The sequence below is a fragment of the Alteromonas algae genome, from assembly GCF_049117195.1.
GTDB lineage: Bacteria > Pseudomonadota > Gammaproteobacteria > Enterobacterales > Alteromonadaceae > Alteromonas.
On the sequence record NZ_CP185260.1, the window covers coordinates 2097620 to 2119181 of the forward strand.

Sequence of the window (21562 nt, forward strand, 5' to 3'; positions counted from 1 at the left end):
TATTTATACCTTGCGCTTGTTAAAAAGACGCTCGTACTGAGTTTAATGATACTTACTTTGCTGTTCGTGTCTGTATCAACGTATTCATCCCCCGGCGCACATGGGCCTAATGGCGAGCATATTGAGCTCAGCCAAGATAATAACGCGTCACTTCGCCCCACATTTGAAGCGTTCAGTGAATCCTTTGAACTGGTCGGGGAAGTATTTGATGACGTCTTATTTGTTTATTTACACGATTTTCAAAGCAATATAGCCGTTCAGTTTGCTGATATTGAGCTTGAGGTAGGTGGCATAGCGGTGAATGCTTCTTTTGATGAGTCACTGAATTATTATCGAGCTGAAAATGCAGATTTCTTAGGCTTGCTCAATACGCCAGGTGAGCATGAAGTAACGATTACCATTTTGACAGAAGACAATGGCGATTTGTTGGTAGCTAATCTAATGACACCAGCCATTTCATCGCAGCTCGATGAACAACCCCATAGTCATGATGACGAGCACCTTCACTTTCCATGGTGGACAGTCGCGCTGGTTGTAGCTTGCATATCGCTTGGTTTTTTTGTTGGCCGTAAATACCAAGGAGAAAAAACATGAAGCGCTGGATCTTCCTGACTGTTACCCTTTTTTATACGTGCTTGGTGTTAGCTTCTCCGGGCGCTCATGGGCCCAATGGTGAGCACTTAACCGATACAAAAACATCATCAAATGCACTAGGCAGGCAAGCTGATGGGTCGGTATTAATTCCGATGCCAGACCAAGCAATGCTTGGTATTAAAACCCAGTTTGTTACAAGTGAAACGCATAAACAAAGTGTCACTTTAAATGGAGTTGTACATGCTCATCCCGAAGGCCACGCGCTTATACAGCCTAGTAGTGATGGGCGATTTGAGGCTAGCGATGAGGGAGTCTTTGCGACTGGCGAGCATGTCAAAGCCGGTCAAATACTCGGCTATGTTCGCTATCAAGATACTGCGTTTGAATTAGCTAATCAAACGAGCCAATTGCTTGCTGTCAGAAGTGAAATAATGCAAGCCAAACGTGACGTGAAACGCTTGCGCGACCTTGGCGAATTAGCTTCGAAGCAAACGCTGGAGCAACTTGAAACGAACTTAACAATACTGCTTGAACGAGAGGAAGTATTGCAACAAGGACTGGAAAAACCAGAAGTACTTATTGCGCCAATATCAGGCGTGTTAATCAATCATCAAGCCAGAAGAGGCCGTTGGGTAGAAGCGGGAACTACGTTATTTGAAGTAGTTTCAAGCAAGTTACGCCAAGTTGAAGCGTTGACTAACGATACATCGATGCTGCCGCAGTTGAGCACCGCCACCTTGCAAGAAGCCCCCGACATGCAGCTGAATTATCTTGGTTATGCACCTCAATTAGCATCTGGAATGGTCACTGTTCATTTTGAACTTGATACGCAGTCAGATAACACTTCGACTTTGTTAATAGACCAGCCTGTTACCGTGTTTGCCCAACTGCAATCAAGCAAAACAGGTATTGTATTGCCAGCTGAGGCTTTAGTAACTAACTCTGCAAACCTACCTATTGTATGGATAAAAGCATCTGCGATGCGGTTTTTACCACAAATTGTAGAGTATGAGCGCTTGTCGTCTTCGCAGATAATAGTGACAAATGGCTTGGGCGCTGATAATCGAGTGGTTATCAATGGCACCTCATTGCTGAACCAAGTACGTTAGGAGTCGACATGTTTACCTATTTAGTTCATGCAAGCCTGCGAAATCGCTTGTTGGTACTCGCATTTGCAGCGGTGATATTAAGTTATGGGGTGTGGGAAGGGAAAGAATTACCTATTGACGTCTTTCCAGACTTAAATAAACCGGTCGTTACCGTACTTAGCGAAGCAGGCGGCATGGCACCTGAGGAAGTAGAACAACTGGTTACGTTTCCCTTAGAGAATCTTCTTAACGGTGTCACTGGTGTTAGCCGCGTGAGGTCAACTTCAGGTATCGGCTTATCTATTTTGTATGTCGAGTTTGATTGGGATACCGATATCTATCGTAATCGCCAACTGGTCTCGGAGCGACTTGACCAAGTCAGTGCACAATTGCCAGATGGCATTACGCCAGTAATGGGGCCAGTTTCATCTATCATGGGTGAGATTATGCTCATTGCACTGCCGGTTGCCAGTTACGTAGAAAACGCGCCGATGCTTGCCCGAGAATATGCCGACTTTGTACTGCGTCCGCGCCTCTTATCTATTCCGGGAATTTCTCAAGCCATTCCAATAGGTGGTGAAGTTCGACAAATCAGAATAGAGCCTAAGTTACACAATATGCGGACTTTAGGGGTGAGTATTGACGAACTACGGAATGCTGTTCAGAACTTTTCGGCCAACAAAGGCGGCGGTTTTATAGATCTCAACAACCGAGAGTTTTTAATACGACATAAAGGTAGAACCCTTGAACTAGATGATTTACGTCAACTAGCCGTTGCTTGGCAAGACAATGGTGCCGTCCGTTTAGACGAAATCGCTAACGTAGGATACGCGGCGGCAGTTAAGCGAGGTGATGGTGGCTACAACGGAAAGCCAGCGGTTATTATAAATGTGCAAAAGCAGCCGGGCGCAGACACTGTAACACTCACAAGTGATATTGAACTTGCGTTAAATGAATTAGCATCAGGGCTACCTCAAGGCGTAGCAGCACCACAAATATTGTTTCGACAAGCCGACTTCATAAAAGCCTCCGTTGATAATGTGACTGAGGCGCTTAGAGATGGCGCAATTCTGGTTGTCATTGTGCTGTTTGCCTTTTTGCTGTCAGGTCGAACAACGTTTATTTCCTTACTTGCTATTCCTCTATCACTAGCAGCAACAGTGCTCATTTTTAAATGGATGGGTCAAACTATAAACGTCATGACCTTAGGCGGTCTCGCTATTGCCATCGGCGAGTTAGTAGATGACTCAGTGGTTGACGTCGAAAATATCCTTCGACGATTAAAGCAGAATGTTAAGCAGGGTAAACCGCGCTCAACTTTTGATGTGGTATGGCGTGCAAGTGTAGAAGTGCGTTCTGGCATAGTCTACGCCACGGCAATTGTTGTGCTAGTGTTCATCCCCTTATTTGCGTTACCGGGAATAGAGGGGCGTTTATTCTCGCCTTTAGGCGAGGCCTATATTATTGCGGTACTCGCCTCTTTGCTGGTATCTATGACAGTAACCCCAGTGCTATCTTATTTTTTATTGCCACAAATGAAACACCTGCATAAAGACGACAGTTTTATTGTGCGTCATTTAAAGATTTGGCAAGGTCGATGGCTACAATGGTCAATTCCTAAGCGTCGCCCTTTACTTATAGCAAGTGCGCTTGTTGCGATCCTTAGCGCTTCGTCAGTTGCTTTTTTCCCTCGCGCGTTTTTACCTTCTTTTAACGAAGGCTCACTTGTACTTGGAATGATTTTTCAACCTAGCACGTCACTGCAAGAATCGAATCGAATGGGACATTTGGCTGAATCGCTATTGTTATCTGTAGATGAAGTCGTTGCGGTAGGCAGGAGAACTGGACGCGCTGAGCTTGATGAGCATGCAGAAGGTGTGCATTCATCAGAAATAGATGTGGATTTAGTTGAGTCGGACCGTTCGCGAGAAGAGATATTAGCAGAAATACGCGAAAAGCTCAGTGTTCTGCCCGCACAAGTCGCGATTGGTCAGCCAATTTCTCATCGGCTCGATCACTTGTTATCAGGCGTAAGAGCGCAGTTAGCAGTGAAAGTATTTGGCAACAACTTGGATGAACTAAGAATAAATGCTGAAAAAATCAGGCAGAAGTTGTCTCAAATCGATGGCCTAGTGGATATCAATGTAGAAAAACAAGTCTTGATCCCACAAGTATCTGTCAGACTGAAGCCTAGTAAACTGTTGCAATACGGCCTTAACCCGGGCAAAGCATTAGAGCAACTTGCGCTGTTGACAGATGGTGAACATGTTGTGGATGTGATTGATGGGGTCAAGCGTTATGCCTTGGTCATGCGACTAAACGAATCATTGCGCGACCCACAATCACTTAAAATGGCGCTTATTGATTCGCCTGCTGGACCTATACCTGTAAAGAATATTGCTGACATTACCATTACCGATGGACCTAATCAGGTTCTCAGAGAAAACGGACGTCGTAGGCTAGTCGTGTATGCCAATAGTACAGGCGCAGATGTAAAGGCATTGTTAGCATCGGTGCGCACACAAATTCACAATGTTGACCTAGGTGCGGACAGCTTTGTGAGTATTGAGGGGCAATTTTTAGCGCAAGAGAAAGCAATGACTGTATTGATAGCACTTTCGGCGATTTCATTTACGTTTATTTTCTTGGTGCTTTATATGCGTTATCGCTCATGGGTTTTTGCCAGCATCATAATGAGCAGTTTACCAATGGCATTGTTAGGTGCAGTTATTGCCATGTGGTTAACACACACGCCGCTATCGGTGGCCTCAGTGGTAGGTTTTATTACGCTTACGGGTATTGCTTCACGAAATGGGATCTTAAAAATCAGTCATTACTTGAACCTGATAAAATTTGAAGGTGAACATTTTAACAATCAACTCATTATCAGGGGGGCACAAGAACGCTTAGCCCCCGTCATGATGACATCAATGGTAACGGCGTTTGCGCTTATCCCTTTGTTGATGGCTGCTGATGCACCGGGCAAAGAAATATTACACCCTGTTGCAGTGGTCATTTTCTCTGGTCTACTCAGTTCAACACTGTTGGATACGCTACTAACTCCTTTGCTTTACAAAGAGTTTGGGGCTACAGCAACGGCAAAATGGCAAGCTCAAACATCAACTGAATTAATGTAAACAGGTTTATTACGACGACACCTTTATAAGCTCGTCAAAATGGAGAAAAACAGATGAAAGCAATGAAACAACTATTCACCTTCCTGATATTAAGCTCATCCCTGTTGTGCGGATATACAATGGCCCATGGTAGTTTAGAGCCAAAGCATGGTGGTGTCGTTAAAGAAGCCCATGACATGGTATTTGAGCTTGTTAGAGAGGATACAATAACGAGTTTGTATGTCCGTGATCACGGCGAAGACTTTTCTACCGAAAATCTTGTTGCAAGTATCACTGTGCTAGCTGGCAAAGAAAAGTCCGAAGCATCATTTATACCAGCAGGCGGCAATAAAATGAGCGCTGATGTTGTTGTCAGCGAAGGCGCAATAGTTTTAGTGCGTGTGAGTGAGAATGATCATCATCCTGTGACGATAAGATATAGCCTATAGAAATTCTTGTTTTAATTTTTAAGCAACAAATACGTAAGATCACCGCCATTGTTTGGCGGTGATTTCTTTTGGTTGAACAAGCCTAATTTAGCCGCGTTAATCGAATCTTAACTTTCATAGTTGCCGCCTTCATAATTAAACAATACATACTCTGCGATAACTTCCAAAATATTAAGTTAAAAAATATTACTCGAAAACGATAAACTCTCTTTATAATCTAAATAGCACCTTCAAAAACGAGCTATGCTCTTCTTTGTTTAAGGTACTTTGAGAGAGCAGTAGCCTTATGCCCCTAATACTTATCTGTTAGCTCTACGATGCACAAGTCGATATAAAACAGGTAAAACTATCAATGTAAGTAAGGTAGAAGATATTATCCCGCCAATAACTACCGTCGCCAACGGACGCTGCACTTCTGCTCCCGTTCCCACATTAAGCGCCATTGGCACAAAACCAAGGCTAGCAACCAGTGCCGTCATCAGTACTGGCCGCAAACGCGTTAATGCACCATCAACAATAGCGTTAATTAACTCTCCTGTTTCTTCTAGTCTTTGGCGGATAAACGACAACATAACCAAACCGTTAAGCACAGCAATGCCAGACAGCGCAATAAAACCAACGCCTGCTGATATAGACAAGGGCATGTCTCTCACCCACAGCGCAAAAATCCCACCCGTTAATGCTAAAGGAACGCCAGTGAAAATTATTAGTGCATCTTTCACCGAGCCAAAGGCAATGACTAGCAATGCAAGAATTAAGAAAAGCGTCGCTGGGACAACAAGGCTCAATCGCTGACTCGCACTTTCTAACTGCTCGAACGTACCGCCATAATCAACCCAATAACCACTTGGCAATACGACATTTTTTGCTATTTGCATTTTTGCTTCAGTAACAAACGAGCCTAGGTCGCGCTCTCTTACATTCGCCGTTACCACAATACGGCGCTTGGCGTTTTCTCGGCTGATTTGACTGGGTATGCTGGCATATTCAAGCGTTGCAACTTCTGCTATAGGCACATAATCACCATTCCCAGTCATAATAGGTATGCTGCCTAGCGTATCAAGATTATTGCGAATATCCTCTGAGTAGCGCACGACTATCTCGAATCGCCTGTCGCCCTCGAATATCAAGCCTGCTTCTTCGCCGCCAATCGATGCGCTTAACCAAGTTTGCAAATCAGTGACATCCAAATTATAACGCGCTAAAGCATAAGGCTTGGGGTTCACAGTAAAGATAGGAATTTCATCAACTTGCTCAACGCGTGCATCCGCAGCGCCGGGTATATCTTGCAGTACCGCTAATATATCACCGGCTGAATCGCGCAGTTTATCTAAATCATCTCCATAAATTTTTATGCCTAAGTCGGCTCTAACGCCACTAATTAATTCGTTAAACCGCATTTGTATAGGTTGAGTAAACTCGTAATTATTGCCGGGCACGTTTTGAAGCTCACGCTCCATTTGCTCGACAAATTCGGCTTTAGATAAAGTAGGATCTGGCCATTGGTCGTTAGGTTTCAACATCACAAACGTATCGGTAACATTTGGCGGCATCGCATCTGTGGCAACTTCTGCCGTGCCGGTTTTAGCAAATACAGTGCTCACTTGTGGGTACTGCATAATGACGTCTTCAAGCCTTTTTTGCATATCCACGGCTTGCTCTATGCCAGTGCCGGGCACTCGCATAGCGTGCAAGGCAATATCACCCTCATCAAGTTGAGGAATAAATTCAGAGCCAAGTCGCATACTTAGCCAAACGCTCACAACAACCAATAATGTCGCTGAGCCTATTACCAACCAACGTAGTTTAAGCGACCATAAAAGAACCGGACGATACACCGATTTCGCCCCAACTATGATTGGGCTCTCTTTTTCACTGACTTTACCCGACATAAACATCGCAACGGCTGCTGGCACGATAGTGATAGAAAACACCATCGCAGCAAGTAATGCCAAGATGACGGTGGCCGCCATCGGGTGAAACATCTTTCCTTCTACCCCTGTTAAACTGAAAATAGGGATATATACAATGGTAATAATCATCACGCCAAAAAGACTAGGTCGTATTACTTCGTTGGTTGCTTCATACACGACTTCAAGTCTTTCCTTGATGGGCAGCACTGAGCCAGTTCGCCTTTGCGCTTCACTTAAGCGCCTGATACAGTTTTCAACGATGATAACCGCACCATCTACAATTAACCCGAAGTCTAGCGCCCCTAAGCTCATTAAGTTTGCGCTTACGCCTGTTTGCACCATCCCTGTTATAGTGGCGAGCATAGCGAGCGGTATCACAGCGGCGGTAATAATAGCTGCTCTTATATTCCCAAGCAGAAGAAACAACACCACAATCACCAGTAATGCGCCTTCAACGAGGTTTTTACGGACGGTATTGATGGCTTTATCTACCAGCGCGGTGCGATCGTAAACAGTTTCTAATACCACACCTTCGGGCAAGCTAGCTTGGATTTCATCCACTTTGTCAGCCACTGCCAAGGCCACAGCACGACTATTTTCACCAATGAGCATCATGGCAGTGCCTAAGACGGTTTCCTTACCCTCCCGTGTCGCAGCACCCGTTCGAAGCTCTTTACCAATAGCCACTTCGGCAATATCGTTGACGGTCACTGGAGATTGATTAGTGAGTGTCACTACGACATTACCAATATCTTCAATTGTGGCCAGCTGCGCTTGAGAGCGCACCAGTATTTGTTGACCGTTATGTTCGATGTACCCGGCACCTTGATTGGCATTATTTCGCTCCAATGCCCGCAACAGATCGTCAGTGCTCACACCATAATTAAGCATACGTTGAGGATCAGGATTCACATGATATTGCTTGGTAAAGCCGCCAATAGCGTTAACCTCAGTGATACCTTTTACTAAAGCGAGTTGAGGTTTCACCACCCAGTCATGCAGTTCTCGTAGCGCCATCGCATCAAAGTCTCTGCCATCGGATGTCAATGTGCCCGGCTCAGCGCTGAGCGTGTACATGTAGATTTCACCCAAACCCGTGGCAATCGGCCCCATTTCAGGCTCGATACCCTCGGGTAGCTGACTTTTGATAATGCCTATCCGCTCATTAATGAGGTTTCTGGCAAAATACAGGTCGGTGCCTTCTTCAAATACGGCGGTCACTTGAGACAAGCCATAACGAGAAAGTGAACGGGTATAATCCAAGTTTGGCAAACCCGCTAAGGCGTTTTCTACCAAAAAGGTGATGCGTTGTTCAGTTTCAAGCGGCGAATAACCTGTTGCTTGAGTATTGATTTGAACTTGGACATTGGTGATATCGGGTACGGCGTCAATGGGTAGCTTTTGATAACTAAATAAGCCAAAACCAATGACTAAAAAACTCAGCATCAAAAATATACCGCGCCTGTCTATTGCAGTGCGAATAATGGAAGCTAGCATGTTAAGCCTCCCTTAAAACCTTGCAGTAGCAAAGATGCATATTCGGGTTTTATTGAGGCATTAATGGTCATGACCGGCCTCCGATTTTTCCAGATCTGCTTTGATCAGGTAACTATTGGTAGCCACCACACGCTCACCTATTTCAATGCCGCTTATGACTTCAATATAGCGACCATCAGTTACACCGAGCTGCACGGGTCGTGGTTTATATTCATTATCATGATTAACAAATACTACTTGCTTGTCTTCATACTCTTGAATAGCAGTCACAGGCACCATATGACTCACGGCCTTGGTGGCTGTCGTTACCTGCGCTTTTACCAAGGTGCCTAATGGCCAATAGCCACTGCTATTGTCAACAGTGACATTGGCAAGCGAATGCGGACTACTATCGGCAGATGGCGTAAGGTAGGCAATTTCAGATAGCTGCTCAAAGTTTGCATGCCTTAATTCAACAGCTTGTCCGACCTTAATTTTGCCGAGGTGCTGCGAGAACACGGTTAATTGTGCCCACACATCCTTGTAGTTGGCTAAGGAAAATAGTACTTGTCCGTTTGATAACTCACCATTGTTGGCATGCCGAGCTATTACGTTGCCATCAAATGGAGATGTAATTGAGTAGCTTTTTAAACTCTCATTTGACTCTACGACCGCTAAAATATCTCCTTTTTTAACTGTGTCGCCAATGTTGACTTTGACATCTTTGATCACACCGTCAAAACGCGCCCTAATATGACTCAAAGAAGCAGGATCTGCACTTATTCGGCCATAAAGTGTGGTCGAAAGTGCAATGTCGCCAGCAATAACATTTGTGGTGGTAATCCCATTTTGCACAGCAGTCTCGTCGCTCATCGTAACGACTTCACCAGCGTGTTTATCATCCTCTTGAGAATCACCGCTTGCGTCTTTGTCTCCCGCGCTCACAGTCCCATGTATCGTCATTAGCGTGATGCTTAAAACGAGTACTTTTAATATTGTGAATGTTTTTAATTGAGTAAATTTATTCATGATCGTTACTTCTTATCGAAATGTTTGATGGCTGCTGCATAGTGATGTCGTGCGCTAGCTTTTTGGAAGCGTTGCTCTTTGCAGTATCCGTTTTTGCAGTGCTGCTTTGTGAAGCCTTAAGTGCGAGACCGGTAAGCGTTTCAATTTCTGTTTTGCTTAGGTGCACTTGAGACGCCGCCTCAATTAATGTCAGGCGCGTATTTAAGAACTCTTGTCGAGTAGATACCCACTCCAAATAGCTAAACCGGCCATCTAAATAGGCGCTCTCGACTAAATCCAAGGCTTCTGTAAGAGGCGGTATGACAGTTTCTTGGATAGCGTCAACCTCTAATAATGCGCGGGTGTGCTCACCTAAGGCTTGATTAACTGAATGTAAAAGACTGCGCACATTACTCTGTTTTTGCACCTCTATTGCATCAAGGCGAGCTTTTTGCGCCTCGTATTCACCTAGGTTTCGTTTTTGTTGAAACAATGGCACGCTGATCCCGGCTATTAAAGCAGTTTCATCAATACCTTGTATTCGTCGAACACCCGCTGACCACTCAATGTCAGCTCGATTATTGGTTTGCACTAATCTAAGCTGCGCTGCTTGAACACGGCTTTGTTTTGCGAACAAGTCTATATGCGGACTGCTTTGGATAGCGTCAGAAAGCATCTCGAATGACCCAATGTCTTGAAACGCAAAAAGCCTACCTTCCACACGCTTAAAAGTGGGCGTTTGTTCGCCCCACATAATGGCAAGACTGCGCAATGCAAATTGAAGACCTTCTTGAGCTAATTTAACATCGAGTTTTGCTTGGGCTAGCGCTGCTTGGGCGCGTTTTTGCTCTAGCAATGGTGACGCGCCTGCATCAACGCGCTTAGAAACTGCGTTATAGGTATAGAGTGCAAGTGTCTCTGCATCGTTTTGCACGTCTAAGGTGGCTTGCAATACAAGTGCATCGATGTACCGACGATTCAGCTCGCCAAGGACATCCAATGTGCGTATTTTCTTTTCCACCTCTTGTTGTATTTTACGCTCAGAGAGTACGTCCAATCTTGCGCTAGGCTTGTCGTTGAGCTGTAGTACAGATGACAAGGTCAAACTGACTTCGAGCTCCTTAATGCCCGACACCTCGCCGGTTCCCATAAAGTTTTCTAATTCAATCCCAGCATTCAGTGCGGGTTTAAGCGCGGCAGTTTTTGATTCACCGTCAATCACTCGCTGTCTAAATTCAAACTCATACAAACTTGGATTATTGGCAAGTGTAAGTCTGATTGTATCTTCAAGGCTCAGCGTTTCTCGTACGGGCGCTTGAACACCTTCATCTAAATAGCGACTAGTTTGCACCGCTTGTGCGGCAATTGGACTCAATGTTAAGCCCAGCATGCAAGCAAACGCAATGGCGCGTGCATGCACAAAAATATGAAACATTTTCATTAGAATATCCTAATAATTTATCAATATTCAGTGACGCGCTTTTTCTCAGCGAGACACTATCGAAAGCGATATTAGGATAGTGTTTTGGGTGGGCGTAGTAATCGGTTGATGGGTGCGTCGATAATCGCATCCAAATAATTAAAGTTGTGGGTAGACACCACAGATTGTAGATTGTTGATGTCGTGCTGGCCTAACCACTGCGCATGCGTACCGTGGCAGTGGCCACAATGATGGCAATCGGCAGGGTTATGGTGATCTGCTTTTGCTGACTCACCAAGCACTTTAGTTGGCATATCATTTGAAGCTTGATTGTGCTCTGAATGCTGATGTTCATGTTGCAAATGTTGTGTGTCTATTGCATGAAAATCTAACGAATTGGCCACAGCAGAAAACGACTGAAAGAGTATCAGCGAGATCATGATGTAACTTATTCGTTTTAAATTTTTCATAAGTGCCAGTCTACCAAGCCTATTTCACTTCGTCACGACATTGTTCGTCAGCAAATTCCAGCTCTACTGTAGTATGTTCAAAGTGATATTTGGCTAATGAGCTTTGTATGCTCTCTTTTAATGACTGTATGTGCTCAACACTGACTTCTCCTTCCAACACAAGGTGGACAGTCATCACATTGCGCTCTCCGTCTAAAGACCAAATGTGAAAATGATGGAGGTCGCTTATCTTATCGTTTGCAAGCAAGTCGTTTCGGATTTTTGACATTTGCTCTTCATCTGGCGTTGCCTGTAAAAATAGCATCAGGGTTTCTTTTAGGTTACGAAACACATTGAAGAGGATGAACAAAGTAAAGCCAATGGACAGGATAGGATCTAAAATCGCCCAAGGCTTAAACATTAAGACGATGGATATAATAAATACTGCCACCCAACCGAGAACATCTTCTAGCAAGTGCCAATTAAGCACTCGTTCGTTTAATGACGTTCCTTCGCTTAGTTTATAAGCGGCGAAACCGTTTACTGCCATACCAAAAATAGATAAGGCTAACATCCCCTCTACTTGGGGCATTTCAGGCTCTGCTAAACGAGGGATTGCTTCAAACAATATCCAAATAGAGCCTACCGTGAGCACTAAACCGTTAATCAACGCGCCCAATAAAGAAAAGCGCTTATATCCATATGAGAAGGTTTTATTAGCTGATTTATCGCTAAGCTTATTCAATCCCCACGCTGTGCCAATTGACAAACTATCGCCGAGGTCATGCACCGCGTCTGCCATGATAGCGGTGCTGTTGGTCAGCCAACCACCGATAAACTCGATGATGGTGAACACCACATTTAAAAAGAACGCCCAGCCAATGCGCCTTGATGCATCGTCTGAATTTCCATCTGAGTGCGTATGGCTATGTGAATGATTATGACTGTGCATGTTTGATCTTATCCAAGATTACTTTATTTGCTTGTGAAATAGGCATGGGTTTAAACGGGCATACATTTGCCCCGCCCGTATTGCCCTCTGGCAACAAACCGATAGCCGTTTTAGTAACGGCACCAATCAGCCTGAAGAGTTGCCCGAAGACTTCTTTAAAGTCCTTACGTTTTAATCCAAACTTGAGCATTTCATAGTGCACTCGGGTATGGTGATAAGTTGAATGCTGACCAATCACATGTGCATCTTCCAATGCTTTAAATCCAGCCTTATCATCTTTGTCTGTAAATGACTTATGTGCTTCGTTTAATTTCTGGGTTATGTAAGGCTTTGCTGCTTGTGTAAAATTCATAACACTTCTCCATTAGATGCGCTGTTATTATGAAGTTCTTGCTTAGCATCTTTTAAGATTAAGACTGCACCTCGCAAAACGATGATTGAAACAATAAAGCCAATCACTAAATCGGGCCAGCGAGTGTCAAATAGATACACCGTCACGCCCGCTACAATGACGCCCATGTTGGCAATAACGTCATTCGCCGAGAAAATCCAACTCGCTCGCATATGTACTTCGCCGCTCTTCTGTTTTCTAATGATTGCTAAACATATAATGTTAGCGATTAAGGCAACAAAACCCATCCCCATCATTAACAATGACTCGGGGTCACTGCCTAATATCGAACGACGAGCAATATCAAATAAAATAATAAGGCCTAGAATCAATTGAAAATATCCGCTAATTTTTGCGGCGTTTGCTTTGTGAGTAATGGTTTTACCCACTGCATAAATACCAATGCCATACACAACCGCATCCGCAAGCATATCCAGTGAATCTGCAATAAGCGCTGTTGAGTCAGCCAATAACCCTACACTCATTTCAACGACGAACATCACGGCATTAATGCCTAACAACCAATACAACACCTTTTTTTGTTCTTGGTCTTTGATTTCAATGTCGCACCCACAGCCACTCATAAAAACACTCGCTTTACTGAATCATGACACAAGTGTAAACTCTATACTTGGTATAGAGTCAAGCGTGTCAGGTAAAGAAACATGAAAATCGGACAGTTAGCAGATAAAACAGGCCTAAGTATTCAAACTATTCGCTTTTATGAACGAAAGGCGTTGTTAGCAGCACCACAGCGCACGCAATCGAATTATCGAAGTTATTCGGACGAAGCACTAAAGCAGTTGCTGTTTATTAAGCAATGCCGTGCACTAGATATGACGATTGAAGAAATTAGTTTAGTACTAGAAACACGAACTAACCCAGAAAGCAGTTGCGAAAACGTCAATACCACAATAGACAAACATATTGATGATATTAAGCATCGAATATCTGAGCTAAACGCTCTACAGAAAACACTTAAATCCATACGAGCCGCTTGTAACGACGATAAGAAAATCAAGGAATGCGGTGTTTTGCACAGAATAGACAGCATTGTAGATTCGCACTGCCCTGCAAAACGTAACGACTGAGCCTCAATGACTCGTTCGCTAGCGAACGGTATAACAAGTTGTTGCCTCACGATAAATAGTATTTCCAATGAAACGCTAGTTTTACCGATTGATTTATAAAGTTACATATCCTGAAATCTATTTAATCCTTGAGCCATCCGCACAATTTCTTGATTTTCCAGTGCCAGTAAGTTGTCCAAAAGTTCTTTATGATGAGGGATTACAGCCTGCTCTCTTAGATAAGAATAAAGTGCTATCACTTCTTGATGTTGTTCAATTACGATTGCTGCAATCTCTGAGTCTGCCTTTTGTTCAAATGCGCCGTCGCAATGATCGTGTAAAACTATTGGATTCTTTTCCAAATATTCTATAAAGAGCGTTTCCAACTCTCCAGATTCCGCTTTTACTGAAAATGATTTAATAAGCGCTGCTAAATGCTCCTCATGAGCAATCAAGTATTGCATTGCCATTTTTGAGCGCTCAGAATTATTTGGTTCGCAATGCGTGAGGCAGCTTGCTAGTTGTTTATGTAAATCCATGGTCCACTCTAAAATATCTCTTACACTTTCTATTTTCATACTAACTCTCGATATCCCGCACAGATTAAAAAGGCTCCAGACAGAAATTTAAATTAAATACCGCTTAAAATCATAACGGCTAGATTACAGTTGCATTACAAATTTGTCAGATCCGCTCGTTTATATGGTATTTCACGTTGGGTCACTTTGAATTAAAAATTAAGCCATGAATACGTCACCACTTATTCGCTTATTTCAATTAAGAATGAGGCTAAAACTCTCATCTAAGCATGACTACTCATAGTCGGACTGCTTTTTGCACTACTCTCAAATAAGATTAGGAGAGAGTGACTATAAGGACATTAAGTTGTGCTCTACTTCCCAAGAACTAGGCGTTTTGACTTGATTTGTTGTAGAAGAGCGATTTTTTATTTCTGTAAGGTTGATTGCAATATTTACCTACATATGTGAACTTTTTACTCGATATTGACGGGGTTTGAGCAACGTTATGGACGCAAATAAAACAGATAAAGGATTACTTGGTGCATTTGTAAAATGCGCTGCGTGCCTCGCTTTGCTTGTTTTATCATTGTCTAGTGTTGCATGTGAGCCTTCAAACAAAAATGACGCAACGGTCAATTTCATTGAGTCTGCAACGACTCAACATCAATCTGACAATATGCAACATTTGGAACATTCGCAACACTCGGAACATCAAGATCATACAGAGTGCGACGGTAAGTGTTGTGACGGTGTTTGTGAGTGTAAATTAGGCTCGAGCTCTAACCTTTCATCAATGGTTGCACCTGTTTTGAAATCAATCAATGCACCATCTTTTTCAAACTTTTATTTCTTCAATTTTTATCATTTCTACTCGGGGTTTAGCCTCCTGAGGCCGCCTAAACTCAACTTCAATTCTTAAGCCGTTTGTCAGGTTAATACCTGACAAACATGTAGACAGTGCAGCGTATCGCACATATCGCTAAAGAAGTGAGGTTCTTATGAATAATCGAATGAAGCAACATAGGCGCATTTTTTTGAGAAACGCGGCTTATGCCACTGGTGGCTTTGCCCTGCTAGGTCAGATGAGAGCACCTTGGGCTTTCGCAGAGGGTTATAGCAATAGCAAAAATGACAACAGTATTGCAGAGGTAAACTACGGGGATGCAGTAGTAAGTGGAAAAAACATCAACATGACAATTTCTCGCCAGCAAAAGAAAATTGCCGGCGATGTTGCAAGCCCTATTACCATCAACGACATATCACCTGGCCCATTGCTCCGGTTAAGAGAAGGTCAGCAAGTTAAGATTCATGTTACCAACGAATTACCAGACAGCACGTCTATTCATTGGCATGGTTTTATTCTCCCATTTAACATGGATGGAGTACCTGGCGTTTCATTTCCTGGTATCGAACCTAACTCTACGTTTACCTATGAATTTGATATAAAACAAAACGGCACCTATTGGTATCACAGCCACTCGGGGCTGCAAGAGCAACTGGGGCACTTAGGCCCTGTCATCATTGACCCTTCCGACGGTGACATAGGTGCAGACAGGGAACATGTCATTCAATTAAGCGATTGGACCTTTGAAGATCCACACGATGTGTTCAGGCATTTGAAAGTGGCAGAGGGTTACTACAACTATCAACAACGCACCATAAGCGACACTGTTAAAGATATTAAAAAGCAAGGTTTTGTTAATACAGTAAAAGAAAGAGCTATGTGGGCGAATATGCGGATGAATCCCAGAGATATTCTCGATGTAACAAGCTCCACATATACATATTTAATGAATGGCAGAGATGCTCAAACCAACTGGACTGCGCTCTATAGGCCCAATGAAAGCATTCGATTAAGGCTCATAAATGGCTCCGCAATGACGTATTTCGATTTTCGTATTCCGGGCCTCGAAATGACCGTGGTGGCTGCTGATGGACAACCAATAAAACCCGTTAAAGTCGATGAACTTCGAATTGCGGTTGCTGAAACCTATGATGTAATTGTAAGGCCAATCGGCACGACTACATACACTCTTTTTGCAGAAAGCATGGACAGAAGTGGCTTCGTTCGTGGAACGCTCAGTACTGAACTTGGAAAAGAAGCGCCTGTACCAACATTGCGTGAAATGCCAGAGCGTGGCATGGCGGCCATGGGGATGAATTCAGATATGGCCGGGATGGAAGACATGAACAAGCAATCTAATAAGCCAATGAATAAAGAGGGGTCTTCTGAGTCATCAATGGACACAATGAATGACCATTCATCGATGCATACGCGAGCGCTCCCGGTAAATAATATTAATATAGAGCATGATGAGGAGGGTCATGGACCCGGTGCAAGTATGCTTGCAACAAACCCTACCAGTCGACTTGATGAGCCAGGCATTGGCTTAGAGGACGCAAAACATCGGGTACTATTATATAGCGACTTGACCGGCGCTGAGGAATGGCCCGACACCAGAGAGCCGACCCAAACTATTGAATTACATCTTACTGGCAATATGGAACGTTATATGTGGTCGTTTGATGGACTCAAATTTAACGAAGTCGATGGCCCTATTCATTTTAGGTATGGCGAACGAATTCGTTTGATTTTAGTGAACGATTCTATGATGAACCATCCAATCCACTTGCACGGTATGTGGATGGAGTTAGAAAACGGGAATTATCCGCCCCCCCGAAAACATACGATAAGTTTAAAACCCAGCGAAAAAGTGTCGCTCTTGATAAGCGCAGATGCCCCCGGAAATTGGGCATTCCATTGTCACCTGCTCTATCACATGGATGCGGGCATGTTCAGAATCGTATCAGTCTCGTAGGGGAAATTATATGAAAAACACGTCTAAAATTTTCAGTACTTTACTAATTGGTCTTTGCGCATCGTCTAATGCGCAAGAGATTCCATCAGATTGGCCGAAACCAGTCGAACAGTACAACACGGGCATGATTTTATTTGACCGTTTTGAATATACACGCACAAACGATGAAGAAAACATCGGAGTGTGGGACATGATCGGATGGTACGGCGGTGATACCTATCGCCTTTACTTCAAAAGTGAAGGCGAAAACAAGCAAGATGATGGCGAACCAACAGATTTAGAGCGAGCTGAGCTCCTTGCTAGTAAATTAATTGCGCCATTTTGGGAATTTCAAGCCGGTATTGGCACAAGAGGACTGCTAAGTAGCGATACGAGTATGGAGCACTATGCCGTCATTAGCTTGTATGGGGTTGCTCCTTATCAATTCGAAATGGATAACTCCATCGTGATTAATGAGGATGGTGATGTCAGTTTCTCAGTAGAAGCCGAGTATGAAATAAGAGTAAGCCAAACGTCATTCTTACAACCGAGACTTGCCCTTGCTGGTTCGCTTTCAGAATCTGAAAGGTTTGACCGCCCCTCTGGCTTCAATTCGATACGCTTAGGTTTGCGATATCGCTATGAGTTTGCAAGAGAATTTGCACCATACGCAGGCATTTATTGGAGTCGGAGTCTCGGTAATAGCGCTGATATTGCTCGAAACAAGGGTGAGTCGGTAAGTGAAACTGGTTTCGTGGTTGGTGCTCGATTCTGGTTTTAAGCGCTTTAAAAAGGAGCAATCAATGGAAGTAATTATTCAGTTGATGATAGCTTTAGTCGCAATAGGCCTCGCTACGACGAGTCATTTTTTAAGCCTCAGAGCGTTAAAGAATTACGTTGTTAGCTCAGACCTCTCTGCATACTTAAAGCTCATTGCAGTAGTGTACGGCATAACCTTTAGCCAGTTGATAGCTGCCTTTTGGTTCGCCGTAGGGTTTCTGTTATCTATAGAGATCGGTCTAGGCGATTTGCAGGGATCAAGTTCTCTTTATTTTATTGAAATTTATTACTTCTCACTCATTAACTTAACCACCTTAGGACTAGCTCAACTAGAGCCAATTGGGCATTTAAGTTTCTTATCAGGTTTGGAGGCAATGACGGGCTTTTTGCTTGTTAGCTGTTCGGCCTCTCTAATATTTAAAACAATGAATCAGTCCTAGAAGGACAGACAGGATAACGTGATGACTAAATATACAAAATTTTTAGCAATGATCTTTACATCAACTGCGGCCATGCTGTTAATGATGTATTTCAATACATATGCATTTGACCACATTTTTTTTAGCGAAACGCGGTTTTACATGGCTATCTATATGGGCTCAATAATGGCAATCATTATGTTGCTATTTATGCTTAACATGTATGAGAACAAAGCCAAGAATTGGACAATTTTGCTAGGTAGCGGACTCATCTTTGTGATCTCACTGTACTTAGTCCGCTCTCAATCAACCATCGCTGATGAAGCGTGGATGAAAGCAATGATACCGCATCACTCTATTGCGATTTTAACTAGCGAGCGAGCCAATATCTCAGATAAGCGAGTCCTCAAGCTAGCAAACGAAATCATTGCGGCGCAAGAGCGAGAAATCAAGGAAATGAAATGGTTACTAGAGGACATAGAGAAGAATGGTGAAGTAAAAACTGAAGCTGAAGTTGAAAGTCGTCAAGTACCGGATTTCAGTCAAAAATAGACACGCCATTGGAAAATTACAAATTACTTATAGTTAGGAGAAGACCATGGAATTAAGAGCAAAATTATATCGAATGCATACAGATGAACACATTTGTCCCTATGGCTTGCGATCTAAAGACCTACTGGAACGAGAAGGGTATCAAGTAGAGGACCACAAGCTAGCAAGTCGTGAAGAAACCGATAAGTTCAAAAACGAACACGAAGTAGAAACAACCCCTCAAACGTTTATCAATGGAGAAAGAATCGGAGGGTATGACGATCTACGTGAATATTTTGATTTAGGGGAAGCAGGACAAACGGGCACCACCTATACACCTGTCATTGCAATATTTTCAGTTGCATTGTTAATGGCACTAGCAATCGCATATGCCTTTGTTCAAAGCAATTTTTTCATTCAAGTTATAGAATTATTTGTTGCATTTAGCATGAGCTTATTAGCGATTCAAAAGCTTAAAGATCTCTATAGTTTTACGAACTCCTTCATCACCTATGACTTACTCGCTATGAGGAATATACGCTACGGCTACATTTACCCCTTTGCCGAAGCGTTCGCTGGAATCGGAATGCTCGCAGGCCTGTCTGGTTATCTCGTTGGCCCTGTCTCTCTATTTATCGGGACAGTAGGCGCGGTTTCAGTATTCAAAGCGGTGTATATTGATAAGCGTGAACTCAAATGTGCATGCGTGGGCGGTGATAGTAACGTACCGCTTGGCTTTGTATCACTCACAGAAAATCTCTTTATGATTGCCGCAGGGTTATGGATGCTCTCAACCGCAATGATTTAAAGACGGTGGAGACATATTTAAAGCTTTAAAAACAAAATAGATTTGTGTCTCCACAAAATAGTCTTTCTTAAACCGCATTTTAAGGAATATTTACAATGAGTTCTCACAACGAAGATTATGAAAAAGGAAGCTTAAGTTTAACCGGTACAATAGCGATGGGCACTGGCGTAATGATTGGAGCAGGAATATTTGCGCTCACCGGTCAAGTCGCGGAATATGCAGGTTCGCTTTTCCCGCTGGCATTCATCATAGCCGCCATTATTAGTGGATTTAGTGCCTACAGTTACATCAAGGTTTCAAACAAATATCCATCTGCGGGCGGGATCGCAATGATATTAAAAAAGGCCTATGGACCAAGTGCCGTGACCGGAGGTGCCGCATTATTAATGGCACTTTCAATGATTATTAATGAAAGTCTGGTGGCCCGAACGTTTGGCACGTACACCCTTCAGTTATTTGATGTGCAAGAAAATAGCATATTAGTCCCAATACTAGCTATCGGACTCATCATTTTTGCATTTGTTGTAAATGTTGCGGGTAACAAGGTAATTGGAAGTGTATCCAAGGTTACAGCCGTTTTGAAAATTGGCGGCATATTAATTTTCGCCCTTGTAGCACTCTGGGCAGCAGGGTTTGCTTTTCAACCCGCTAGCGCTGATGTAAGTGCAAACTCCTCTGCTAGTGGATTTTTAGCTGGGACCGCATTGGCGATTTTAGCATACAAAGGATTTACAACTATCACCAATAGCGGCGACGAGGTGGTCAACCCAAACAAAAATGTTGGGCGAGCCATTATAGTGTCTTTATTAATTTGTTTGGTTATCTATTTATTAGTCTGCTATGCCGTAGGCTCCACATTAACGGTCGAACAGATAGTTGCAGCTAAGGACTACGCACTCGCTGAAGCGGCTCGTCCCGCTATCGGACAGTATGGTGTTTGGTTTACGGTGGGTATTGCAATAATAGCGACCGCATCGGGTCTACTAGCCAGCGTTTTTGCGGTTTCGCGTATGTTGGCAATGTTGACAGATATGAATTTGATCCCCCATCGGCACTTTGGTATGCCCGGTAATATTCAAAAACATACTTTGGTCTTTACTGTAATTGCTGCCGGACTACTTGCCGCTTTTTTTGATCTTTCAAGGATCGCATCTTTAGGAGCCATTTTTTACCTAGTAATGGATATTATCATTCATTGGGGCGTATTAAAGGTACTTAGAAAAGACGTTGGAGCAAACCCACTGGTGTTGATCACCGCAATTATATTAGATGCTGTTGTTCTTCTCGCATTCAATTGGATCAAAGGCAGTGATGATTTACAGATTATCATCATTGCTGGCATTGGCATTGTTGCCGTTTTTGCCTATGAGCGCTTTTTCCTCAGGCATAAGCGCGAAGATGATGGCGATGAAGGACATGCCCACGATGGCTAGAATGAAAAAACTTTGAGGATATAGTGCGGGAAATGTACGTTTATCGGCCTGAACATTCTATAAAAATGAATCAGTCCGATAGACGTGTGGATAGGAGCTCTACTAGTTACACCTTCACAGATATTGATTGCTTAATTTCACTCGGCTCGGTCTGGTTATTACCATTCACTTTATTCGCCTCCGCAATGGCGCTCTCTTCAGCTTCTTTCTTTTTACAGTTGGACGTTTCTGCTTCTGCTTCTGCTGTTTGATGATTTTTTTCCAATTTGTCATTCACAATCGGTTGATAAACTGGCGTGTTGTTAGAAATCTGCATTGATAATGTCTCCTTAAGATTAAAAAGGTT

Annotated in this window: 20 protein-coding genes; 11 read left to right on the forward strand and 9 right to left on the reverse strand. The window is 43.3% G+C overall.

The window, feature by feature from the left end:
* Positions 1 to 45 precede the first annotated feature (45 nt).
* The 4 genes from ACOJRU_RS09450 to ACOJRU_RS09465 all read left to right on the forward strand — a co-directional run bounded on the left by ACOJRU_RS09450 (position 46) and on the right by ACOJRU_RS09465 (position 5247).
* Complete coding sequence (locus ACOJRU_RS09450; protein ID WP_421131508.1) at positions 46 to 594, forward strand: hypothetical protein; 549 nt, start codon at positions 46 to 48, stop codon at positions 592 to 594.
* Complete coding sequence (locus ACOJRU_RS09455; protein WP_421131509.1) at positions 591 to 1703, forward strand: efflux RND transporter periplasmic adaptor subunit; 1113 nt, start codon at positions 591 to 593, stop codon at positions 1701 to 1703. Before ACOJRU_RS09450 ends, ACOJRU_RS09455 begins: the two co-directional genes overlap by 4 nt.
* 8 nt (positions 1704 to 1711) lie before the next feature.
* On the forward strand, positions 1712 to 4819 hold the full coding sequence (locus ACOJRU_RS09460; protein WP_421131510.1) for an efflux RND transporter permease subunit: 3108 nt from the start codon (positions 1712 to 1714) through the stop codon (positions 4817 to 4819).
* A gap of 119 nt (positions 4820 to 4938) precedes the next feature.
* Positions 4939 to 5247, forward strand: coding sequence for a hypothetical protein (locus tag ACOJRU_RS09465; protein WP_421131511.1), 309 nt, complete (start codon positions 4939 to 4941; stop codon positions 5245 to 5247).
* A gap of 299 nt (positions 5248 to 5546) precedes the next feature.
* On the opposite strand, the gene ACOJRU_RS09470 is transcribed toward ACOJRU_RS09465, so the two are convergent.
* The 7 genes from ACOJRU_RS09470 to ACOJRU_RS09500 form a co-directional block, all read right to left on the reverse strand.
* Positions 5547 to 8657: an efflux RND transporter permease subunit gene (locus ACOJRU_RS09470; protein ID WP_421131512.1), complete on the reverse strand. Its 3111-nt coding sequence runs from the start codon at positions 8655 to 8657 to the stop codon at positions 5547 to 5549.
* A 60-nt stretch (positions 8658 to 8717) separates the two neighbouring features.
* Positions 8718 to 9665 (reverse strand): efflux RND transporter periplasmic adaptor subunit, encoded by a 948-nt coding sequence (locus ACOJRU_RS09475; protein ID WP_421131513.1) that lies wholly within the window; start codon positions 9663 to 9665, stop codon positions 8718 to 8720.
* Positions 9658 to 11085, reverse strand: coding sequence for a TolC family protein (locus tag ACOJRU_RS09480; RefSeq protein ID WP_421131514.1), 1428 nt, complete (start codon positions 11083 to 11085; stop codon positions 9658 to 9660). Before ACOJRU_RS09480 ends, ACOJRU_RS09475 begins: the two co-directional genes overlap by 8 nt.
* A 71-nt stretch (positions 11086 to 11156) precedes the next feature.
* Positions 11157 to 11534 carry a hypothetical protein gene (locus tag ACOJRU_RS09485; RefSeq protein ID WP_032094209.1) on the reverse strand — a complete coding sequence of 126 codons (378 nt, stop codon included), beginning with the start codon at positions 11532 to 11534 and terminating at the stop codon, positions 11157 to 11159.
* Positions 11535 to 11553: 19 nt separating this feature from the next.
* On the reverse strand, positions 11554 to 12465 hold the full coding sequence (locus ACOJRU_RS09490) for a cation diffusion facilitator family transporter (RefSeq protein WP_421131515.1): 912 nt from the start codon (positions 12463 to 12465) through the stop codon (positions 11554 to 11556).
* Positions 12452 to 12817 carry a DUF3703 domain-containing protein gene (locus tag ACOJRU_RS09495; protein WP_421131516.1) on the reverse strand — a complete coding sequence of 122 codons (366 nt, stop codon included), beginning with the start codon at positions 12815 to 12817 and terminating at the stop codon, positions 12452 to 12454. The genes ACOJRU_RS09490 and ACOJRU_RS09495 overlap by 14 nt, the downstream gene beginning before the upstream one ends.
* On the reverse strand, positions 12814 to 13440 hold the full coding sequence (locus ACOJRU_RS09500) for a cation transporter (RefSeq protein WP_421131517.1): 627 nt from the start codon (positions 13438 to 13440) through the stop codon (positions 12814 to 12816). Before ACOJRU_RS09500 ends, ACOJRU_RS09495 begins: the two co-directional genes overlap by 4 nt.
* Positions 13441 to 13521: 81 nt before the next feature.
* Here ACOJRU_RS09500 and cadR point away from each other — a divergent pair, with 81 nt between their 5' ends.
* Complete coding sequence (gene cadR, locus ACOJRU_RS09505) at positions 13522 to 13947, forward strand: Cd(II)/Pb(II)-responsive transcriptional regulator (protein ID WP_421131518.1); 426 nt, start codon at positions 13522 to 13524, stop codon at positions 13945 to 13947.
* Between the two features lie 101 nt (positions 13948 to 14048).
* Here cadR and ACOJRU_RS09510 read toward each other — a convergent pair whose 3' ends face one another.
* Positions 14049 to 14504 (reverse strand): hypothetical protein, encoded by a 456-nt coding sequence (locus ACOJRU_RS09510; protein ID WP_421131519.1) that lies wholly within the window; start codon positions 14502 to 14504, stop codon positions 14049 to 14051.
* Positions 14505 to 15445: 941 nt separating this feature from the next.
* Here ACOJRU_RS09510 and ACOJRU_RS09515 point away from each other — a divergent pair.
* From ACOJRU_RS09515 to ACOJRU_RS09540, 6 genes are all read left to right on the forward strand, one after another.
* The gene (locus ACOJRU_RS09515; protein ID WP_421131520.1) at positions 15446 to 17266 is read left to right on the forward strand and encodes a copper resistance system multicopper oxidase; all 1821 of its coding nucleotides are present in this window, start codon (positions 15446 to 15448) and stop codon (positions 17264 to 17266) included.
* Between the two features lie 10 nt (positions 17267 to 17276).
* The gene (locus ACOJRU_RS09520) at positions 17277 to 18026 is read left to right on the forward strand and encodes a copper resistance protein B (RefSeq protein WP_421131521.1); all 750 of its coding nucleotides are present in this window, start codon (positions 17277 to 17279) and stop codon (positions 18024 to 18026) included.
* A 22-nt stretch (positions 18027 to 18048) separates the two neighbouring features.
* Entirely contained in the window at positions 18049 to 18465 is a 417-nt protein-coding gene (locus tag ACOJRU_RS09525; RefSeq protein WP_421131522.1) for a two pore domain potassium channel family protein, read from the forward strand.
* Positions 18466 to 18486: 21 nt separating this feature from the next.
* Positions 18487 to 18996 carry a DUF305 domain-containing protein gene (locus ACOJRU_RS09530; RefSeq protein WP_032094218.1) on the forward strand — a complete coding sequence of 170 codons (510 nt, stop codon included), beginning with the start codon at positions 18487 to 18489 and terminating at the stop codon, positions 18994 to 18996.
* A 46-nt stretch (positions 18997 to 19042) separates the two neighbouring features.
* Positions 19043 to 19783, forward strand: a complete 741-nt coding sequence (locus tag ACOJRU_RS09535; protein WP_032094219.1) for a MauE/DoxX family redox-associated membrane protein — start codon at positions 19043 to 19045, stop codon at positions 19781 to 19783.
* Between the two features lie 95 nt (positions 19784 to 19878).
* Positions 19879 to 21216: an APC family permease gene (locus tag ACOJRU_RS09540; RefSeq protein WP_421131523.1), complete on the forward strand. Its 1338-nt coding sequence runs from the start codon at positions 19879 to 19881 to the stop codon at positions 21214 to 21216.
* Between the two features lie 106 nt (positions 21217 to 21322).
* On the opposite strand, the gene ACOJRU_RS09545 is transcribed toward ACOJRU_RS09540, so the two are convergent.
* On the reverse strand, positions 21323 to 21532 hold the full coding sequence (locus ACOJRU_RS09545; protein WP_421131524.1) for a hypothetical protein: 210 nt from the start codon (positions 21530 to 21532) through the stop codon (positions 21323 to 21325).
* Between the last annotated feature and the right edge of the window lie 30 nt (positions 21533 to 21562).

What these genes read in the sequence shown, in the direction of transcription:
- ACOJRU_RS09450 (WP_421131508.1), top strand. Translation starts at nt 46, where the DNA reads ATGATACTTACTTTGCTGTTCGTGTCTGTATCAACGTATTCATCCCCC.
- ACOJRU_RS09455 (WP_421131509.1), top strand. Translation starts at nt 591, where the DNA reads ATGAAGCGCTGGATCTTCCTGACTGTTACCCTTTTTTATACGTGCTTG.
- ACOJRU_RS09460 (WP_421131510.1), top strand. Translation starts at nt 1,712, where the DNA reads ATGTTTACCTATTTAGTTCATGCAAGCCTGCGAAATCGCTTGTTGGTA.
- ACOJRU_RS09465 (WP_421131511.1), top strand. Translation starts at nt 4,939, where the DNA reads ATGGCCCATGGTAGTTTAGAGCCAAAGCATGGTGGTGTCGTTAAAGAA.
- ACOJRU_RS09470 (WP_421131512.1), bottom strand. Translation starts at nt 8,657, where the DNA reads ATGCTAGCTTCCATTATTCGCACTGCAATAGACAGGCGCGGTATATTT.
- ACOJRU_RS09475 (WP_421131513.1), bottom strand. Translation starts at nt 9,665, where the DNA reads ATGAATAAATTTACTCAATTAAAAACATTCACAATATTAAAAGTACTC.
- ACOJRU_RS09480 (WP_421131514.1), bottom strand. Translation starts at nt 11,085, where the DNA reads ATGAAAATGTTTCATATTTTTGTGCATGCACGCGCCATTGCGTTTGCT.
- ACOJRU_RS09485 (WP_032094209.1), bottom strand. Translation starts at nt 11,534, where the DNA reads ATGAAAAATTTAAAACGAATAAGTTACATCATGATCTCGCTGATACTC.
- ACOJRU_RS09490 (WP_421131515.1), bottom strand. Translation starts at nt 12,465, where the DNA reads ATGCACAGTCATAATCATTCACATAGCCATACGCACTCAGATGGAAAT.
- ACOJRU_RS09495 (WP_421131516.1), bottom strand. Translation starts at nt 12,817, where the DNA reads ATGAATTTTACACAAGCAGCAAAGCCTTACATAACCCAGAAATTAAAC.
- ACOJRU_RS09500 (WP_421131517.1), bottom strand. Translation starts at nt 13,440, where the DNA reads ATGAGTGGCTGTGGGTGCGACATTGAAATCAAAGACCAAGAACAAAAA.
- cadR (WP_421131518.1), top strand. Translation starts at nt 13,522, where the DNA reads ATGAAAATCGGACAGTTAGCAGATAAAACAGGCCTAAGTATTCAAACT.
- ACOJRU_RS09510 (WP_421131519.1), bottom strand. Translation starts at nt 14,504, where the DNA reads ATGAAAATAGAAAGTGTAAGAGATATTTTAGAGTGGACCATGGATTTA.
- ACOJRU_RS09515 (WP_421131520.1), top strand. Translation starts at nt 15,446, where the DNA reads ATGAATAATCGAATGAAGCAACATAGGCGCATTTTTTTGAGAAACGCG.
- ACOJRU_RS09520 (WP_421131521.1), top strand. Translation starts at nt 17,277, where the DNA reads ATGAAAAACACGTCTAAAATTTTCAGTACTTTACTAATTGGTCTTTGC.
- ACOJRU_RS09525 (WP_421131522.1), top strand. Translation starts at nt 18,049, where the DNA reads ATGGAAGTAATTATTCAGTTGATGATAGCTTTAGTCGCAATAGGCCTC.
- ACOJRU_RS09530 (WP_032094218.1), top strand. Translation starts at nt 18,487, where the DNA reads ATGACTAAATATACAAAATTTTTAGCAATGATCTTTACATCAACTGCG.
- ACOJRU_RS09535 (WP_032094219.1), top strand. Translation starts at nt 19,043, where the DNA reads ATGGAATTAAGAGCAAAATTATATCGAATGCATACAGATGAACACATT.
- ACOJRU_RS09540 (WP_421131523.1), top strand. Translation starts at nt 19,879, where the DNA reads ATGAGTTCTCACAACGAAGATTATGAAAAAGGAAGCTTAAGTTTAACC.
- ACOJRU_RS09545 (WP_421131524.1), bottom strand. Translation starts at nt 21,532, where the DNA reads ATGCAGATTTCTAACAACACGCCAGTTTATCAACCGATTGTGAATGAC.